Raw genomic sequence first — 18,949 nt, forward strand, 5'->3', positions numbered from 1 at the left:
TAACCTCCCTCCAGTTGTAGATTGTGCTAAAATACAACTGTCTGGGTATTTTTCTTGCACAAGTGATATTATATATCATTGTCAGTGGGTTCGTCAACATCTTTTTGGTTAATTTTTGCAGAAATTTTATTTCAGCTGTCCTTCCAGGATTCCTGCTGCTGCATCTACAGCTTCCTGTGCCTTGACCGGGTTCTTTCCGCCGGCCTGTGCCATGTTTGGACGACCGCCGCCACCGCCACCTACGATAGCAGCTACCGCTTTGATCAGGTTACCTGCGTGAGCACCTGCTTTCTGTGCAGCGTCTGTTGCCATAGCAAGAAGGTTTACTTTCTCACCGTTTACTGCTGCCAGAAGGACAACACCTTCACCGAGTTTGTCTTTCAGCTGGTCTCCGAGGTCACGAAGTCCATTCATGTCAACTCCGTCTACTTTTGCAGCCAGAAGTTTTACGCCTTTGACTTCTACTACTTTATCCATAACATCTCCCAGAGCACCCTGAGCCAGTTTGCTCTTTAAGGATTCGTTTTCACTGGAAAGTGCTTTTACTTCTCCCTGAAGATGTCCAATCTTCTCTACGATCTCAGAAGGATTTGCCTTCAGAGCTTTTGCAGCTGCATAAAGCAGTTCTTCCTGTTTCTTATAATATTCCAGAACTCCGTTTCCTGTAAGAGCTTCGATACGGCGAACGCCTGCTGCGATACCAGATTCAGAAACGATCTTGAATAGCATGATGGAGCTTGTGTTTGCTACGTGAGTACCACCGCAGAGTTCTTTGGAGAAATCACCCATGGATACGACACGTACTTTCTGGTCGTATTTCTCACCAAACAGAGCCATTGCTCCGGATTTCTTTGCTTCTTCGATATCCATGACATCTGTATGAACTGCAAGACCAGCCTGGATTTCTTTGTTTACCAGCGCCTCAGTCTGTGCGATTTCTTCTGCTGTCATAGCCTGGAAGTGAGCAAAGTCGAAACGGAGTCTGTCTGGTGTTACCAGAGAACCTTTCTGTTCTACATGGCTTCCAAGTACAGTCTTTAATGCTTTCTGAAGAAGATGTGTTGCACTGTGGTTCTTCTCAGTGTCTCTTCTTGCAGCTTCGTTTACTTTCAGAGAAACAGTTTCTCCTGTGGAGATCATACCAGATTCCATATGTCCTACATGACCGAATTTGCCGCCACGGAGTTTGATGGTATCCTCTACTACGAATTTACCGTTTGCAGTCTCGATCACACCGGTATCTCCGACCTGACCACCCATTGTTGCATAGAATGGAGTCTGCTCTACGAAGATTGTTCCCTTCTGGCCTTCCATCAGAGAGTTTACGATCTCAGTCTCTGTTGTAAGAACCGTTACTTTGGAATCAAATGTAAGATAGTCATATCCTACAAATTCTGTTGTAACGTTAACATCGATATCATCATATACAGTTGCGTCAGCACCCATATAGTTAGTTACTTCACGTGCGGAACGAGCTTTGTTTCTCTGCTCTTCCATGCATTTCTGGAAGCCATCTTCGTCAATGTCATATCCTTTTTCCTCGAGGATCTCTTTTGTAAGGTCCATCGGGAATCCGTAAGTATCATACAATTTGAATGCATTTTCGCCGGAAAGAGTCTTCTCTCCTGCTGCTGTCATTGCATCTTCCATCTCGCCAAGGATACGAAGCCCCTGGTCGATAGTCTTATTGAACTGGTTCTCTTCGTTTGTAAGAACTTTGAAGATAAATTCTTTCTTCTCTTCCAGTTCCGGATATCCTGCCTTTGAACCGTTGATTACTTCTTCACTTAATTTGGCAAGGAATGTTCCTTCGATACCAAGAAGACGTCCGTGACGTGCTGCACGACGGATCAGACGGCGAAGTACATATCCACGGCCTTCGTTTGTAGGCATGATACCATCGGAGATCATAAATGTTGCTGAACGGATATGATCTGTGATCAGACGGATGGATACGTCATCGTTGTAGTTCTTTTCATATTCTTTGCCGGAAATCTTGCATACAAGATTACGCAGGGAGCAGATGGTATCTATATCAAAGATAGAATCTACATCCTGAACAACAACTGCCAGACGTTCCAGTCCCATACCTGTATCAATATTCTTCTGTTTCAGGGTTGTATAGTTTCCGTTACCATCGTTCTCAAACTGGGTAAATACATTGTTCCATACTTCCATATAACGGTCGCAGTCGCAGCCTACTGTGCAGCCTGGTTTACCGCAGCCATATTTTTCTCCACGATCATAGTAGATTTCAGAACATGGACCGCATGGGCCTGCGCCGTGCTCCCAGAAGTTGTCTTCTTTTCCGAAACGGAAAATTCTGTCAGCCGGGATTCCGATTTCTTTGTTCCAGATATCGAATGCTTCATCATCATCCTGATAAACAGACGGATAAAGACGGTTTGCGTCCAGTCCAACTACTTCTGTCAGGAATTCCCATGACCAGTGAATTGCTTCTGTTTTGAAATAATCACCAAAAGAGAAGTTACCAAGCATTTCGAAAAATGTACCGTGACGTGCAGTTTTACCTACGTTCTCGATATCACCTGTACGGATACATTTCTGGCAGGTACTTACTCTTGTTCTCGGCGGAATCTCTGCACCTGTAAAATATGGTTTCAGCGGAGCCATACCTGCATTGATCAGCAGAAGACTCTTATCTCCCTGTGGTACCAGGGAAAAGCTTTTCATTACCAGATGTCCTTTACTCTCCATAAAGTCGAGGAACATCTGACGAAGTTCGTTTACTCCGTATTTCTTCATAACCTTTTCCTCCTGAAATCGGATATGCAGACATTCCTGCATATCCTGAGATTTATATATCATAATACTCTATGCATATCCCGCCCGGCGTTCATTCTTATCTATATAATGCTACCAGATCATTCTACGCATTTTATTAACTGTATTATTTTGCAACAATCTTATTGAATTTCTTTTTGCCTTTCTTAAGCACTATACCATCTCCGGCAAGTGCATCTTTGGCAACTACATATTTCACATCTGTAATCTTCTCACCGTCGATGGAAACACCACCCTGCTCGATCGCGCGACGTCCTTCGGAACGTGTCGAAACCAGTCCTGTTTTTACAAGCATGGAGATCAGATCGATCGTTTCTTCTTCTGAGAAGTCCTCATCTGTAAGCTCTGTAGTCGGCATATGAGCAGTGTCAGCGCCGCCCGCGAAAAGTGCTCTTGCACCTTCCTGTGCTTTCTTTGCTTCTTCTTCGCCATGAACCAGATTTGTCAGTTCATATGCAAGGATTTCTTTTGCTTTGTTTAACTGGCTTCCTTCCCATTTTGCCATCTCATCGATCTGCTCTAATGGAAGGAATGTGAGGAGACGCATACATTTGATAACGTCTGCATCATCCACATTTCTCCAGTACTGGTAGAAATCGAACGGAGAAGTTTTGTTCGGATCAAGCCATACAGCACCTGACTGAGTTTTACCCATCTTCTTACCTTCAGAGTTCAGAAGAAGTGTGATTGTCATTGCGTATGCATCTTTGCCAAGTTTACGACGAATCAGCTCTGTACCGCCAAGCATATTTGCCCACTGGTCATCTCCACCAAACTGCATGGTACAGCCATATTTCTGATACAGCATGTAGAAATCGTAGCTCTGCATGATCATGTAGTTAAACTCAAGGAATGTCAGTCCACGTTCCATACGCTGTTTGTAGCATTCATGAGAAAGCATACGGTTTACAGAAAAATGTGGTCCAACATCACGAAGTACCTCTACGTAGTTTAAGTTCATCAGCCAGTCAGCGTTGTTTACCATTAATGCTTTACCATCTGAGAAATCGATGAAACGCTCCATCTGTTTCTTGAAGCAGTCGATATTGTGCTGGATAGTTTCTACTGTCATCATTTTACGCATATCAGATCTTCCGGATGGGTCTCCGATCATACCTGTGCCACCGCCTAATAATGCGATTGGTCTGTTTCCAGCCATCTGCAGACGTTTCATCAGACAAAGTGCCATGAAATGTCCGACATGAAGGCTGTCTGCGGTCGGGTCAAAGCCAATGTAAAATGTAGCTTTTCCGTTATTTACCATTTCTTTGATTTCTTCTTCGTCTGTTACCTGGGCAATCAGACCACGGGCTTTCAGTTCGTCCCAAACTGTCATTGTTTGTTTCCTCCTCGTAATTACAATAATAAAACCCGGTCCTGTCCGTTTAGGACGAGAACCGGGTCCCGCGTTACCACCTAAATTCGCAGAAAACTCGCATTCTCTGCCTCTATAAGTAACCAATTGCAACTTCTGTTATTTAACATAATCAGCAGTGCCCTGTTACTTAAGCATGTTAACGGATGCCACTCCGCTACAGCCTACTTACCTTCCAGTATATTGTTTCGCAAACAGCTTAATGTTATGAATCCAGGAACATTAACATTTCTTATCTGCGTAGTGTCGGTGTTCAGTGCAGAGCTCCGGGAGGTATTCACATAAGTTCCCCATGCGCCTCTCACCTGCCAGCTGCTCTCTGTATGCTTCCCTTACGTTACTCTTTCCCATCTGTGCTTTTTCATATCATATGGATTTCCAAAAGAAATATTATGAGTTATTATAAATTCTCTTTCAAATCCTTATATAATTGATGTCAGAGCCAAAAGGTCTTTTGCCTCTGACTTGATACTTGAAAGTATACAAACACAGATTTTATTTGTCAAGGAATTTCCTGTATATTTCGCCGTTATTTTATCAACTTAAAGCGTTAATTCGCCAGATATCAGCCGGAAATCCAGTCTACAAAGAACACATGTCCTTTATACTGCTCATACTCCAGTTTGCTGAAATTGAGGTTCTGTGCCTTAAATGCTGCCGGAGTCATAAAGAATTTGTAATTGAAATCCTTTGTTGTAAATCCTGGGAGTGATCTCTTCGTGCCACGATTTACGTAATCGTTAAACATTTCCATTGCTGCTTTTGCGGCTGCATAAGCATTTGTTCTGTCCTCAAACTGACCGTTCAGTCTCTTAAGCAGTGCACCGTCTGTAACGACCGCATACTGAGTTGGTTTTCCCTGATATACTACGTAACGAATCTGTGAGGGGAATTCCCTATACTCGTCAATCGTACAGTTTAATACGCAAAGGGCAACTGCTTCCATTCCAATCACACCCTGATCACCTGCTTCGGCGTCGCATACCGCTGCCAGCAGGTCAAGATCTGATACTGTTCCATCTGCAATTCCCGGATGCTGTATGAACTGCTTTTCCATATAATAGTATTTGCCATTCTTGGCGTCGTATACTTTAACGTAATTGCCGTCTAACGTATAGTCATCGGACGATGTCTTTGTCGCCACACCATTTGAATCAAACCGGTATGTAGTTCCATCAATAGCAGTAATCGTATCTGCCAGCATAACACCAGCGTCGTTAAAATAGTATTTCTTTCCGTCCAGTGTCAGCCAGCCAGTCTTCGCTTTACCGTCTGATGGATCAAAATAATATTTCTTACTTCCAACCGTTCCGAAACCTTTCTGGTAGCGAACACCTGTTGACTTGGAAAAATAATAATAATCGTCATCTACTTTCTCCAGGCCCACATACATGATTCCATTGGAAGGTTTAAAATATCTGTAATTTCCGGCTGTGCTCTTTGTCCATCCGGTGCACATACGCCCATTTGACTGGCTGAAATAACGTTTTTGCTCCTGTTTATTCTCTACCCAGCCCTTGGCCATGACACCGGAACCACTGTAAAAATAATACTTATAATTTTGAGAATCTGTTAGCCAGCCTCTTGTCATAAGTCCTGTTTTCTCATCAAAGTGGCGGGTGTTTCCTTTGGCATCTGTGATAAATCCTGTTACCATATATCCCGCACCACTGGTGAAGTATCTGACTGTTTTCCCACTGGAATCTTTTGCCCAGCCTTTAAGCTGAACGCCGGTCGTCTTATTAAAGTAATATTTTTTACCATTCAGTTCCAGCCATCCTTTTTGTTTGGAACCATCTTTGTTTATGTAATAAGTCTTACCATTCTGAGTCACAAATCCTGTCTTTGTTGCCGCGGATACACTAAAACAGCCCAGTACAAGAACGGTTATTACCAAAAGGAGCAGATACTTTAACAATAGTTTCCCTTGTTTCTTCATTCTTATTCCTCGTTTCCTCTTTCTTTTTTACACATTGTTTTACGTTTTAATTGGGTTATTGTTGCATTTCTTTCTCAATCATTACAGATTTGTTACGTGATATATTATATATGATTCTCATATTATTGTCAACTTGTGAAACTTTACCAAATATTTACATCCCAGTAACACATTTCCACCCCTCACATATGATAAGAGTGTAAAGAAAATCTGGAGGAGTTAACATGAGTGATTTAGCTGCTACAAATTGCGGTTGCGGAGAAGACAGAGGCGGATGTGGCTGTAACAATAACAATGGCTGCGGATGTGACAATGGATGTAATAACGGCTGGGGACTTTCCTGCGGAAATAATTCCTGCTGCAATATTCTTTGGATCATCATTCTTTTATGCCTGTGCGGAAATAACGGCTGGGGCTGCAACAACGGATGTGGTAACGGAGACAGCTGCTGGATTATTATCGTATTGCTTCTGCTGTGTGGCAATGGATGTGGCTGCGGCTGCTGATAATCATTATCTGCCGGCAGAGGGAAATTTCCCTCTGCCTTTTTCTTCTGTATTAGAAAGTACCTCTCTTCTGGTGGGATCAAGTTTCAAATTGCAGCTATTTATGTCGCGGTCTGTTTTTTATATCTGAATATATTTTGTTTCTGCTGCTCTGTCTGTTTTTCTGTCTTTCCTTTTTTCTTACACATTCCAGATCTATCTCATAAAAGGCATTTCCTTCTAGAACAAGCTTTTCTTTTTTTTCGTCAGATTCTGATTTCATTTTTTTGCTCCATTTTCCGATTTCTATAGTTTATTATATGTCAGGATCCTTTTCCCCGACATATTCTGTTAATAAAATCATATAATGGAAGCAGATATTATGAATGAGGAGCATATTTCCCAGACTCTGCTGGATCAGATGGTCAGTTCAGACCGCGGACAGATGATAAAAGCTGCCATTCCTTATCTCCCGCCAAAAGGCCAGCAGATTTTCTCTATCTATGAAAAAGCTGCTGAATTTCTCAATACCGTTTCTATTTTTGGCAAGACAGGTTCCGGCAGTGATCTGTGTGCCATGAGTATGCCGGCACAGAGCCCTGTGGATACCATTAATGAGATCCGGAATTTCTGCTATGGGCCTAGCAGGGATAAATTAAATCAAATTGTGAATATGATGGCAATGATTCAGATGCTTCAGCTTATGAATCAGCCGGATAATAATCAAAAGGAGGAGTCAGATGAGTGACGACTGGCGCAATAATCCAAGACTTGCAGGTATGGACCGTTCCAAACTGGATATGCTGCAAAATCTCGCGGCACAGGGAAGTACCAAAGGAGTAAATGACATGATGCCTTTCCTGATGAACGCGGCGGCACAGGGAAAAAAAGGCGGGTTAAATTTTAATGCTGATGAAATTTCTGCAATCATAGACGTTCTTAAGATAGGAAAATCTCCGCAGGAAATACAAAAGCTTGATAAGGTGATCAATCTTATGAAAATGATACATTGATTATCTGTACAACTATAAAAAGAGTACATTCAAGGAAATATTCATGTGTTTTTTATTTCCTCAATGTACTCTTTTCACACTCTTAATTTACAACATCCAGACAGTCCATCTTATCTTAATCAAGATGTCAGTTCTGCCTGGTTTTTGTTGATTTTTTTATTCACCGCACTCCAGCAGACTGTCGCGGATGAATGTCAACGCCTGAGCAACGGCCTGACCTCTGATGCGGCTTCTGTTGCCTGTAAAATGGAATTCTCTTGTAGTAGTTTTTCCGGCACAGCAGCATCCCATAAATACGGTTCCTACCGGTGTCTCTTCTGTTCCGCCGCCAGGACCGGCAAGACCTGTAACAGAAAGGCAGACATCAGTTTCAGCTGCTTTTGCACCGCCTTTGGCCATCTCTTTTGCACATTTTGCAGAAACAGCGCCTTCATTCTTTAATGTGCTCTTTTTTACCCCAAGACACTTTCTCTTTGCGCGATTTGTGTAGGTCACAAAGCCACACATCAACGCTTCAGAAGCTCCTGGTACATTTACGATACGGGCTGCCACGGCTCCGCCTGTGCAGGATTCTGCAAGAGATAATGTCATATTTTTCTCTTTGAGAAGGTCTACGACTGCCTCTTCCAGTGTCTTCTCTTCTTTTGTTGCAAAGACATCCTTTCCAAAACGTTTCTTAAGTTCATGGACGATCGGCTTGATCATTTCTTTGCATTTTTTCTCATCTTCTGCTTTTGCAGTAATTCGAAGATGTACCTCTCCCGTCTTTGCATAAGGCGCAATCGTAGGATTTGTCTGCCTCTCGATCAGATCCTGGATTTCCTCTGCCACCTGACTTTCACCGATGCCACAGATTTTCACCATACGGGAATAAATAATCTCCGGCTGTTTCTTTCGCAGATATGGATATACGGATTCTTCAAACATCGGAACCATCTCATTCGGAGGTCCAGGAAGCAGGATTGCAGTTTTTCCTTTTTTCTCCATGATCAGTCCAGGAGCTGTTCCGTTGTGATTATCAAGAACGATAGAACCTTTCGGAACCATGGTCTGTTTATAGTTGTTCTTTGTAATGCGGCGCTGTGGATGATTTTTCTCATATTCTTTCAGATATGCTTCCATGAGTTCTTTGGTATGAAGATCTTCCACAAGCGGAAATCCCATTACCTCAGCTGTGATTTCTTTCGTCAGGTCATCTTCTGTCGGTCCAAGGCCTCCGGTCAGGATAATCACATCAGAGCGATCCAGAGCGGTTTTGATCACGCTTTTCATTCTGTCCGGGTTGTCACCAACTACAGACTGGTAATAAACTGCCAGACCAAGTTCTGCACATTTCTCTGACAGATATGCGCTGTTTGTGTTTACGATATTTCCAAGTAATATTTCTGTACCTACAGCAATTAATTCTGTAACCATAATTATGCTTCCTTTCCGTCAGGACAGGCCAATCAAAATCAGTCCTGCATAGACAGTACATTCTTATTCTGCCAGATATATGTGATCAGGGAAATAATGGTGAGCGCTACTGAAAGCCAGATGAAAATCTGTTCCAAAATATCAAATGCGCCTCCCAGATCGATCAGCAATAAGATGATCATGATCATCTGAGATACTGTCTTGAATTTACCCCAGTAATTTGCCGCGATGACGATGCCGTTCTCAGCTGCGATCAGACGGAATCCGCTGATGATAAATTCTCTTCCTATAATAATGATAACGATCCACGCCGGAAGTTTGTCCAGTTCAATAAAGCAGATCATCGCAGAGCAGACAAGCAGTTTATCTGCAAGCGGATCCATAAATTTACCAAAGTTTGTTACCAGATTATATTTTCTGGCAAGCTTTCCATCAAACCAGTCTGTAACGCTAGCCACAACGAAAATAGCAAGGGATATATAGCGGTTCGCCTCGCCGCCCCAGCCTGTAAGCATAAACAGTACAAGAAATGGAACCAGGATCATTCTGGCTACTGTAAGTTTATTCGGTGTATTCATCTGCCAACTCTCCTATCAAATCATATTCCAGTGCACCGGTCACACGTACCTTTGCGAAATCTCCTGTCATCAGGAGTTCTCCTGTCTGCACAAAAATATAACCGTCAACCTTTGGTGCATCTCCATAAGTTCTTCCAATATATGCGCTCTCGTCTGCTACTTTTCCTTCGATCATCACAAGAAGTTCCTGTCCAATACGGTCTGTTCCTTTGTCATAGGAAATCTCCTGCTGGAGTTCCATAATCTCATCACGTCTCTCTTCCTTGACTTCCTCCGGAACCTGATCAGACATTGTCGCAGCCGGTGTATCTTCTTCCGGAGAGTAAGTAAATACTCCCAGTCTGTCGAATTCCATCTCGTCAACAAATCCCATCAATTCTTCATGATCTTCCTGTGTCTCTCCAGGGAAACCAGAAATCAGAGTGGTGCGAAGCACAATATCCGGGATTTCCTGGCGAAGTTTATTGACGATTGCCACCAGTTCTGCCTGTGTGGTTCTTCTTCCCATTCTCTTTAAGATACGGTCGCTAGCGTGCTGAATCGGAAGGTCCAGATAATGACAGATTTTCTTTTCTTCTTTCATCGTCTGGATCAGTTCATCATAAATTTCTTCTGGATAGCAGTAGAGCACACGGATCCAGCGGATTCCTTTGATCTTACATAATTCTTTTAAAAGAACATGCAGGGATTTTTTTCCGTAAATATCGGTTCCGTATACGGTTGTCTCCTGTGCGACAAGAATCAGTTCTTTTACGCCTTCTTCTGCCATCTCTTTCGCCTGTTCTATCAGACGTTCCATCGGAACACTTCTGAATTTACCACGAAGTTTCGGAATGATGCAGTAAGTACAGTGTTTGTCACAGCCCTCTGCAATCTTAAGATATCCGAAATGTCCGCCTGTTGTCAGCACTCGTTTTCCAAGCTTCTCAGGAAGATAATCGATATCTTTAAATTCCTCGAAATGCTTTCCTTCCATTGCTTCGTTGATTGCTTTGAGGATATCTCCGTAAGAAGTAGTTCCAAGTACTGCATCTACTTCCGGTACTTCCTCAATAATCTCGTTTTTATAGCGCTGTGCCATACAGCCAGTTACGATAAGAACCTTACAGCTTCCGGCTTTCTTGTATTCTGCCATCTCAAGAATGGTATTGACACTTTCTTCTTTTGCGTCATTAATAAAGCAGCAGGTATTAACCACAATCGCCTCTGCTTCTGTTTCATCATCTACGATCTCAAACCCGTTGCTGGTAAGAAGTCCCAGCATTTCCTCTGAATCTACAAGGTTCTTGTCACAGCCTAATGATACGAATAATAATTTCATAAATTCTCCTATAAGAATGTGCCTGAAAATCCATCACTGTAATTCTCAGACACATTCATTTGACTCATCTATTGTGTTACCTGATCAGTTTTTTTCAAACCAATCCTTTTTACAGATTATAATTTTTATAACTGTTATTGTATCCTTACAGTTATATTTATTCCTCTGTTGTTTCTTCATCTGCTTCTGCTGCCAGCGCTTCTTCCGGGGCTTCAACTGCTGCCTGAACCTCTTCTGTCTGAGCTGCTGTTTCTTCCTCTTCGTTCTCTTCCGGTGCAAGAATCTTTACTTTTCCTTTGTAAAGTTCATCGATTGCAACAGAAAGAGGTTTCTTACCTGCTGCACCCTCTACGAGTGGTTCAGATCCTGCGATGATCTGGCGTGCACGTTTACTTGCAGCAAGTACAAGGGAATAACGGCTGTTAAGGGACATTGTTGTATCGTCGTCCTCACTGTTTGCATTGATTGCTTCAATTAATTCTGTATAAGACGGATGTATCATGTATTTTCTCCTTTCTATTTAAGCGGCAAATACCGCGGGGTTATCTCTTCTCTGATAATACGGATATTGTTACTGTTCACTCCGTTCTCAGCAACACGCTTCCGGTTAATCTATTATTTCTGAAACGCTTTTGTCTGTTCCTGGATATCAGCGATAAACTCTGCATTTCTGAACGCTCTGGAATGCTCGCTTACGATGATCTGATGCAGATGGTCTACGCATTCCTCTACGGTATCGTTGACAAGGATATAATCATACTGATCCATACCCTTTGCCTCTTCACCGGCTCTTGCAAGTCTGTCTGCGATCACCTGTGCAGTCTCTGTTCCTCTGCCCGTAAGACGTCGTTCCAGTTCCTCCACTGTTGGCGGAGTTACAAATACCAGAAGTGCTTCCGGTATTTTCTTCTTAATCTTCATTGCTCCCTGAATCTCGATTTCAAGGATCACGTTTCTGCCTGCCTGAAGCTGTTCCTCAACATAAGAGCGTGGAGTTCCGTAATAGTTCTCTACGTACTGGGCATATTCAAGCAGCGCATCCTCTTCTATCAGCTTCTCAAATTCATCCCGTGTGCGGAAGAAATATTCTCTGCCGTCTTCTTCACCGGGACGGGGTTTTCTGGTCGTTGCGGAGACAGATAATGCATAGTCATTATATTTCTCCATAAGGCGTTTCATTACTGTGCCTTTTCCTGCGCCGGAAAATCCTGAAACCACTACTAAAATTCCTTTATTCATGGATCTCTCCCTTATCCTCATTATCATATATTTCCGCAAATCTCCGGGCGATCGTCTCCGGTTGCAATGCGCTGAGCACCAGATAATCATCGCTTGTGATGATCACCGCCTTCGTCTTTCTTCCCTGAGTTGCGTCAATCAGTGACCTGGTTCCCTTTATACTCTGCACCATTCGTTTTACAGGTGCCGCATCAGGGCTTACCACTGCCACGATTTTCTGTGAATTGACTACATTTCCAAAACCAATATTTATAAGTTTTGCCACTCTCTGTAACCTCTATTCTACGTTCTGGATCTGTTCTCTGACTTTCTCGATCTCTGTCTTAAGATCAATCGCAATATTAGAAATCTCCAAATCACTTGATTTGGATAAGATCGTATTCGCTTCTCTGTTCATCTCCTGTGCCATAAAGTCAAGCTTGCGTCCGATGCCGTTCTTCTCTGTAGTCAGCATCTTCTTCATGTTCTTGATATGGCTGTGAAGACGTACAGTCTCTTCATCATTGCAGATCTTATCGGAGAACAGGATCACTTCTGCTGCGATTCTGTTGTCATCAATCTGTGTATCCTCGAGGAGTTCAGATACTTTTGCTTCCAGTTTGGCTCTGTAAGCATTTACTACTTCCGGGGAGCGGGCCTCTACACGTAAGACTTTCTCTTCAAGTCCATCCAGTTTCTCAATGAGATCTCTCTCGAGGTTCTTGCCTTCTGATACACGTGTCTGGACAAATTTCTCACATGCTTCCCGAAGCGGCGGCTCGATAAAGCCCCAGAGTGCATCCTCATCAACAGACTGTTCTTCCATGACAAGTACTTCCGGATAGCGTGACAGGTTGCTGACTTTGACGTCGTAATCCAGGTCAAAGTCCTGTTTCATCTGTTTCAAACAGGTGATGTATTCGGTTGCGAGCTCTTTGTTGTATTTGAGGGCTCCGTTGTTCACTGTATAATCTTCATATGTGATGTATACATCAACTTTGCCTCTCTGGATGTAGGTTTTCATCAGGTTTCTGACGGCACCTTCCAGGAAGTTCAGTTTTCTGGGCATTTTGATGCTGAGGTCCAGATACCTGTGGTTTACAGATTTTAATTCGATGGTTATTTTTCTTTCATTGGTCACGACTTCTGCCCGGCCGAAACCAGTCATGCTTTTTATCATAGTTTTTCTCTCTTTGTCTGTCTTAATAGTGTCGAGGTACGTAATCTTGTTCTTGTTTACATACAGATTTATTATAGTTCATTATAGAGATGGAGTCAAATATTTTTTCGTTGATAGAGATATGTTTTATGTGGTATACTCTTTCAGACAGGAACACATAAGAAAATAAATGGTTTTATTATGGCTTTTAATAGATTAAGGAGTGTTTTTATGGCTTTTGATGGTATTACGATTGCGGCTATGGTGAAGGAGCTGCATGGGAATCTGGATGGGGGGAGGTTTAATAAGATTGCCCAGCCGGAGGCGGATGAGTTGTTGATTACGGGGAAGGGGGCGAATGGGCAGTGCAGGCTGTTGCTTTCTGCGAGTGCTTCTCTTCCGCTGATTTATTTTACTTCTAAGAATAAGCCGAGTCCGATGACCGCGCCGAATTTCTGTATGTTGTTAAGGAAGCATATCGGAAGTGCAAGGGTTTCGGATATTAAGCAACCGGGGCTGGAGCGTGTGGTGGAGTTTGAACTGGAGCATCTGAATGAGCTGGGGGATCCTTGTAAGAAGGTGCTTATCATGGAGCTTATGGGTAAGCATAGTAATATTATTTTCTGTGATGATAAGAATATGATCCTGGATAGTATTAAGCATGTTTCTTCACATATGAGTTCTGTGAGGGAGGTACTTCCGGGGAGGGAGTATTTTATTCCGCAGACGCAGGATAAGCTGGATCCGCTGACTGTAAGTGAGGAGTTATTCCGTGAGGTTGTGTGCAGGAAACCTTGCAATATTTCCAAGGCAATCTATTCTTCTCTTACAGGAATCAGTCCTGTTGTTGCGGAGGAGGTTTGTTTCCGGGCTTCTGTGGATGGAAGTGAGGCTGCACAGGCTTTGGATGAGACTGCACAGGTGCATTTGTATCATACATTCTGCAGGTTGATGGATCAGGTAAAGGAGGGGGATTTTTCTCCGAATATTATTTATCGTGGGGAGGAGCCTGTGGAGTATGGGGTGTTTGCTTTCCAGCAGTACGGTCCGGAGTATCATTCTGTAGAGTTTGACAGTGTTTCTGAGATGCTGGAGACTTATTATGCGACTAAGAATACTCTGACTCGTATTCATCAGAAGTCTTCGGATTTAAGAAGGATCGTGCAGACTGCTCTGGAGCGTAACCGTAAGAAGCTTACCTTACAGGAGAAGCAGATGAAGGATACCGCGAAGAAGGATAAGTATAAGGTTTACGGGGAGTTGATTAATACTTATGGGTATGGACTTGAGGATGGATGTAAGTCGTTTAAGGCTTTGAATTATTATACGAATGAAGAGATTACGATTCCTCTTGATCCTACTATGACTCCGGCGGAGAATTCTAAGAAGTATTTTGATAAGTATGGAAAGCTGAAGCGTACGGAGGAGGCTTTGACGGAGCAGATTGCGGATACGAGAAGTGAGATTGAGCATCTGGAATCTGTTTCTAATGCTTTGGATATTGCTCTGGCTGAGAGTGATCTGGCACAGATTAAGGAAGAATTGATGGAATATGGCTATATTAAGAAGCATTATGACCGAAAGAAGGGACAGAAGGCTCAGAGTAAGTCAAAACCGTTCCATTATGTGACTGAAGATGGTTATGATATTTATGTGGGAAAAAATAATTTCCAGAATGATGAACTTACCTTTAAGTTTGCCACAGGGAATGACTGGTGGTTTCATGCCAAGAAGATGGCCGGTTCGCATGTGGTCGTGAAGTCTAAGGACGGAGAACTGCCGGATCATATCTTTGAGATTGCGGGACAGCTTGCTGCTTATTATTCCAAAGGACGTACCGCCCCTAAGGTGGAGATCGATTATATCCAGAAGAAGCAGGTGAAAAAGCCTGCAGGGGCGAAGCCCGGATTTGTGGTTTATTATACAAATTATTCGCTGATGGCTGAGCCGTCATTAAAGGGAGTCATGGAAGTCTGACCACCCTGCCATTATATAACAATAATTAAGGAGAATTTCTTTTTATGAGTATTTTGAATGTAGAACATCTGACACATGGTTTCGGAGACAGGGCGATTTTTAATGATGTATCTTTCCGCCTGTTAAAGGGCGAGCATATTGGACTGGTTGGTGCCAACGGGGAAGGTAAATCTACTTTCTTTAATATTGTAACCGGAAAGCTGATGCCGGATGAGGGTAAGATTGAATGGGCAAAGAACGTACGTGTCGGCTATCTGGACCAGCATTCTGTCCTTTCTCAGGGCATGTCCATCCGTGACGTGCTGAAATCTGCGTTCTCTTATCTCTTTGAGATGGAGGAAAGGATGAATGAAATCTGTGACTCTCTTGGCACTGCTTCTCCTGAGGAGATGGATACTCTGATGGAGGAGCTGGGAACTATTCAGGATACCCTTACTATGCATGATTTCTATGTGATCGATGCAAAGGTGGAGGAAGTTGCCAGAGCTCTGGGGCTTCTGGATATCGGACTGGAACGTGATGTTACAGATCTGAGCGGCGGTCAGAGAACCAAAGTTCTGCTTGGCAAGCTACTTCTGGAGAAACCGGATATCCTGCTTCTGGACGAGCCTACCAACTATCTGGATGAGGAACATATTGAATGGCTGAAGCGTTATCTGCAGGATTATGAGAATGCATTTATCCTTATCTCCCACGATATTCCGTTTCTGAATTCTGTTATCAATCTGGTTTATCATATGGAGAATCAGGAACTGAACCGTTATGTCGGGGATTATGATCATTTCCAGGAAGTGTATGAGGTGAAGAAGGCTCAGCTTGAGGCTGCTTACAGACGCCAGCAGCAAGAAATCAGTGAACTGAAGGATTTCGTCGCAAGAAATAAGGCAAGGGTTTCTACAAGAAACATGGCAATGTCCAGACAGAAGAAACTGGATAAGATGGATGTGATCGAGCTTGCTGCCGAGAAGCCGAAGCCGGAATTTCATTTTAAATATGGACGTACTCCGGGGAAATATATCTTCGAGACGAAAGATCTGGTTATTGGTTATAATGAACCCCTTTCCAGACCTGTTACTCTCTCTATGGAAAGAGGAAATAAGATTGCGCTGGTTGGTGCAAACGGTATCGGTAAGACTACTTTGCTGAAGAGTATTCTGGGGTTGATCCCGTCTCTGAAGGGTTCCTGCGAACTTGGGGAGAATCTTCAGATTGGATATTTTGAACAGGAAGTCAAAGGTGATAACAAGACTACCTGTATTGATGAAATCTGGGCGGAGTTTCCGTCTTATACTCAGTATGAGGTGCGGTCTGCTCTCGCCAAATGCGGTCTGACTACCAAGCATATTGAAAGTCAGGTACGTGTACTGAGTGGCGGGGAGCAGGCGAAAGTGCGTCTGTGTAAGCTGGTGAATAAAGAGACGAACATTCTGCTTCTGGACGAGCCTACCAATCATCTGGATGTGGATGCAAAAGAAGCTTTGAAGCAGGCATTGATCGAATATAAGGGAAGCATTCTCCTGATCTGCCACGAACCGGAGTTTTACCGTGATGTGGTTTCTCAGATATGGGACTGCAGTAAATGGACTACGAAAGTATTATAATAAATGGGGCAAGCGACGCCAACAAGTGATTTTTGAAATAAGAAATCAGTCATCCAATTATGTCAGTCGAATATTCGCAATTGAAACAAAAGACTTACTTGATTTAATTAAGATATCATTTATTGGTGCGCAAAAGGTTATTACAAATGAGTAAAGCAAAAACTGTGGATCTGACTTCCGGTCCGATCCTGAAAACTCTGGCAGAGCTTGCTCTGCCTATCATGGTTTCTTCTATGCTGGGAACCGCTTACAGTATTATGGATATGGCATGGATCGGACTGCTTGGTGCAAAAGCGGTTGCGGGCGTGGGAGTCGGCGGAATGTACGTCTGGCTCTCCCAGGGACTCGCATCCCTGCCAAGAATGGGCGGACAGGTAAATACTGCCCAGACATGCGGGCGTAAAGATTACGACCAGGCACGTTCTTATGCTGCCAGTTCCCTGCAGATCACTGCGCTTTTTGGCATTTTGTTTGCGGCTGTCTGTATTATTTTTATTCATCCTCTACTGGGATTTTTTAATCTTACAGACACAGAAACTTATATCGCAGCCAAATCCTACACGTTGATCACCTGCGGATTGATCCTTTTTTCTTACCTGAATCTGACACTGACCGGTCTTTCTACTGCTCAGGGAGATTCCCGCACTCCCCTTCTCGCAAACTTCATCGGGCTTGCGGGAAATATGATCCTGGATCCGCTGCTGATCCTTGGTGTAGGACCTTTTCCACGACTGGAAGTTGTCGGAGCCGCTGTTGCAACAGTAAGTTCGCAGATCCTGGTTTTCGTGGTGATGGTTCTGCGTATCCGCCATTCCAGACTGGAGCCAAATGTTTTACGGCACCTGAACCTGCTGTCTATTTCTTCAAAAGAATATTATAAACAAGTTTTCCGAATTGGATTTCCTACCGCTATACAGGGAAGCATTTACTGTTTCATTTCCATGATTCTGACCCGTATGGTTTCTGCCTACGGTGCAGCTGCCATTGCAACGCAGCGTGTGGGCGGGCAGATAGAATCTGTATCCTGGAATACCGCAGACGGTTTCGCTTCAGCGCTGAATGCTTTCATCGCACAGAACTACGGAGCACGAAAAAAAGACCGTATCCGTAAAGGTTACAGTCTGTCATTTCGGGTTCTTGCCATATGGGGGCTTCTTGTTACTGCGGCTTTTGTCTTTTTCCCGGAGCCGATCTCAAGATTATTTTTCCACGAAAAAGAGGCGCTGGATACTTCGATCAATTATCTGGTCATTATCGGATTCAGTGAAGTCTTTATGTCTATTGAACTGATGACAGTCGGCGCATTATCCGGACTTGGACGTACCAGATTATCCAGTACGATCAGTGTGATCCTGACAGGCTCACGAATTCCGCTGGCAATGATCCTGACACATGCAGGAATGGGATTGAATGGTGTATGGTGGGCTCTCACGATCTCTTCCATTGTTAAGGGAATCGTGTTTACGCTGACTTTCCATCATGTCAGTAAGCAGCTGCCTGAATAATCTGATGTCTGCTTCGCAAACTTAATTTATGCTAATCAAATAAATTCGCACAGTATGTTTCGGGTTTTCTGTGTCCTTATGTATTTTCGCTGTGTCCCTGCATTTTTTCAGCTATGGAAGCAGGTACTTTTATTAACCCAAACGTCCAGAAAATTGCATAGATATAAGAAATCCCCCGGATATTTCCAAGTTTCTTCGGCCCCGGGATTTCTTCAGAGGTCTGTTTTGTGCGCTCAAAAGCCAGAGCTACACTGCTCCAGGACAGGCTCTTGCTGTTTTCTCTTCTGTTTACCCAGAGTTCTCTGGTCAGTTCGCCGTTTCGTCCGGTTTTCAACGTGTAATGAAATGGAAGTCCGGATGCTGTATAAAAAGGATAATTCTGAAATATGATAATTGCCTGCCAGAGGTTTTCTTCTGTGCAGGCTGTTTTTATATTTTCTATTGCATTTTTCATCTGATCGTTCATCATAGTTTTATGTCGAACAATGTCGAATCCTTTCGATTTATTTAAGCATAATACTACAACAAACCAGTTATTTGTGCAAGTAACGCAAATA

At 43.2% G+C, this 18,949-nt stretch carries 18 protein-coding genes; 6 read left to right on the forward strand and 12 right to left on the reverse strand.

Features of this window, described 5'->3' with window-relative positions:
• Positions 1-126 precede the first annotated feature (126 nt).
• The 3 genes from alaS to ACTNC0_RS00255 all read right to left on the reverse strand — a co-directional run bounded on the left by alaS (position 127) and on the right by ACTNC0_RS00255 (position 6,119).
• Entirely contained in the window at positions 127-2,766 is a 2,640-nt protein-coding gene (gene alaS, locus ACTNC0_RS00245) for an alanine--tRNA ligase (protein ID WP_441085838.1), read from the reverse strand.
• A 145-nt stretch (positions 2,767-2,911) separates the two neighbouring features.
• On the reverse strand, positions 2,912-4,141 hold the full coding sequence (gene tyrS / locus ACTNC0_RS00250; protein WP_441085839.1) for a tyrosine--tRNA ligase: 1,230 nt from the start codon (positions 4,139-4,141) through the stop codon (positions 2,912-2,914).
• Between the two features lie 604 nt (positions 4,142-4,745).
• Positions 4,746-6,119 carry a cell wall hydrolase gene (locus tag ACTNC0_RS00255; RefSeq protein WP_441085840.1) on the reverse strand — a complete coding sequence of 458 codons (1,374 nt, stop codon included), beginning with the start codon at positions 6,117-6,119 and terminating at the stop codon, positions 4,746-4,748.
• 224 nt (positions 6,120-6,343) lie between these two features.
• Between ACTNC0_RS00255 and ACTNC0_RS00260 the strand changes: the two genes are divergently transcribed.
• A complete protein-coding gene (locus ACTNC0_RS00260; protein WP_117674781.1) occupies positions 6,344-6,625 on the forward strand; it encodes a hypothetical protein in 282 nt (93 codons plus the stop codon).
• A 97-nt stretch (positions 6,626-6,722) separates the two neighbouring features.
• On the opposite strand, the gene ACTNC0_RS00265 is transcribed toward ACTNC0_RS00260, so the two are convergent.
• Entirely contained in the window at positions 6,723-6,887 is a 165-nt protein-coding gene (locus ACTNC0_RS00265; protein WP_441085841.1) for a hypothetical protein, read from the reverse strand.
• A gap of 99 nt (positions 6,888-6,986) precedes the next feature.
• Here ACTNC0_RS00265 and ACTNC0_RS00270 point away from each other — a divergent pair, with 99 nt between their 5' ends.
• Together ACTNC0_RS00270 and ACTNC0_RS00275 are read left to right on the forward strand one after the other, a co-directional pair.
• Positions 6,987-7,352, forward strand: a complete 366-nt coding sequence (locus ACTNC0_RS00270) for a hypothetical protein (protein ID WP_441085842.1) — start codon at positions 6,987-6,989, stop codon at positions 7,350-7,352.
• Positions 7,345-7,617, forward strand: a complete 273-nt coding sequence (locus tag ACTNC0_RS00275; RefSeq protein ID WP_441085843.1) for a hypothetical protein — start codon at positions 7,345-7,347, stop codon at positions 7,615-7,617. The genes ACTNC0_RS00270 and ACTNC0_RS00275 overlap by 8 nt, the downstream gene beginning before the upstream one ends.
• Positions 7,618-7,773: 156 nt before the next feature.
• On the opposite strand, the gene ACTNC0_RS00280 is transcribed toward ACTNC0_RS00275, so the two are convergent.
• The 7 genes from ACTNC0_RS00280 to ACTNC0_RS00310 form a co-directional block, all read right to left on the reverse strand.
• Positions 7,774-9,033 (reverse strand): competence/damage-inducible protein A, encoded by a 1,260-nt coding sequence (locus ACTNC0_RS00280; protein ID WP_441085844.1) that lies wholly within the window; start codon positions 9,031-9,033, stop codon positions 7,774-7,776.
• Between the two features lie 38 nt (positions 9,034-9,071).
• Positions 9,072-9,611, reverse strand: coding sequence for a CDP-diacylglycerol--glycerol-3-phosphate 3-phosphatidyltransferase (gene pgsA, locus ACTNC0_RS00285; RefSeq protein ID WP_118590919.1), 540 nt, complete (start codon positions 9,609-9,611; stop codon positions 9,072-9,074).
• The gene (gene rimO, locus ACTNC0_RS00290) at positions 9,595-10,932 is read right to left on the reverse strand and encodes a 30S ribosomal protein S12 methylthiotransferase RimO (protein ID WP_441085845.1); all 1,338 of its coding nucleotides are present in this window, start codon (positions 10,930-10,932) and stop codon (positions 9,595-9,597) included. Before rimO ends, pgsA begins: the two co-directional genes overlap by 17 nt.
• A 157-nt stretch (positions 10,933-11,089) precedes the next feature.
• Complete coding sequence (gene rpoZ / locus ACTNC0_RS00295; RefSeq protein ID WP_441085846.1) at positions 11,090-11,434, reverse strand: DNA-directed RNA polymerase subunit omega; 345 nt, start codon at positions 11,432-11,434, stop codon at positions 11,090-11,092.
• 113 nt (positions 11,435-11,547) lie between these two features.
• Positions 11,548-12,171 carry a guanylate kinase gene (gene gmk / locus ACTNC0_RS00300; RefSeq protein WP_441085847.1) on the reverse strand — a complete coding sequence of 208 codons (624 nt, stop codon included), beginning with the start codon at positions 12,169-12,171 and terminating at the stop codon, positions 11,548-11,550.
• Positions 12,164-12,436 carry a DUF370 domain-containing protein gene (locus tag ACTNC0_RS00305; protein ID WP_117674773.1) on the reverse strand — a complete coding sequence of 91 codons (273 nt, stop codon included), beginning with the start codon at positions 12,434-12,436 and terminating at the stop codon, positions 12,164-12,166. Before ACTNC0_RS00305 ends, gmk begins: the two co-directional genes overlap by 8 nt.
• 12 nt (positions 12,437-12,448) lie before the next feature.
• Entirely contained in the window at positions 12,449-13,330 is an 882-nt protein-coding gene (locus tag ACTNC0_RS00310) for a YicC/YloC family endoribonuclease (protein WP_441085848.1), read from the reverse strand.
• A 210-nt stretch (positions 13,331-13,540) separates the two neighbouring features.
• Here ACTNC0_RS00310 and ACTNC0_RS00315 point away from each other — a divergent pair, with 210 nt between their 5' ends.
• From ACTNC0_RS00315 to ACTNC0_RS00325, 3 genes are all read left to right on the forward strand, one after another.
• Positions 13,541-15,286: an Rqc2 family fibronectin-binding protein gene (locus tag ACTNC0_RS00315; RefSeq protein WP_441085849.1), complete on the forward strand. Its 1,746-nt coding sequence runs from the start codon at positions 13,541-13,543 to the stop codon at positions 15,284-15,286.
• Positions 15,287-15,330: 44 nt separating this feature from the next.
• Positions 15,331-16,887: an ABC-F family ATP-binding cassette domain-containing protein gene (locus ACTNC0_RS00320; protein WP_441085850.1), complete on the forward strand. Its 1,557-nt coding sequence runs from the start codon at positions 15,331-15,333 to the stop codon at positions 16,885-16,887.
• Between the two features lie 146 nt (positions 16,888-17,033).
• Positions 17,034-18,392, forward strand: coding sequence for an MATE family efflux transporter (locus ACTNC0_RS00325; protein WP_441085851.1), 1,359 nt, complete (start codon positions 17,034-17,036; stop codon positions 18,390-18,392).
• A gap of 76 nt (positions 18,393-18,468) precedes the next feature.
• Here ACTNC0_RS00325 and ACTNC0_RS00330 read toward each other — a convergent pair whose 3' ends face one another.
• On the reverse strand, positions 18,469-18,846 hold the full coding sequence (locus tag ACTNC0_RS00330) for a hypothetical protein (RefSeq protein WP_300334475.1): 378 nt from the start codon (positions 18,844-18,846) through the stop codon (positions 18,469-18,471).
• Between the last annotated feature and the right edge of the window lie 103 nt (positions 18,847-18,949).

The sequence above is a fragment of the Blautia sp. HCP3S3_B11 genome, assembly GCF_052064435.1.
Classification (GTDB): domain Bacteria; phylum Bacillota; class Clostridia; order Lachnospirales; family Lachnospiraceae; genus Blautia_A.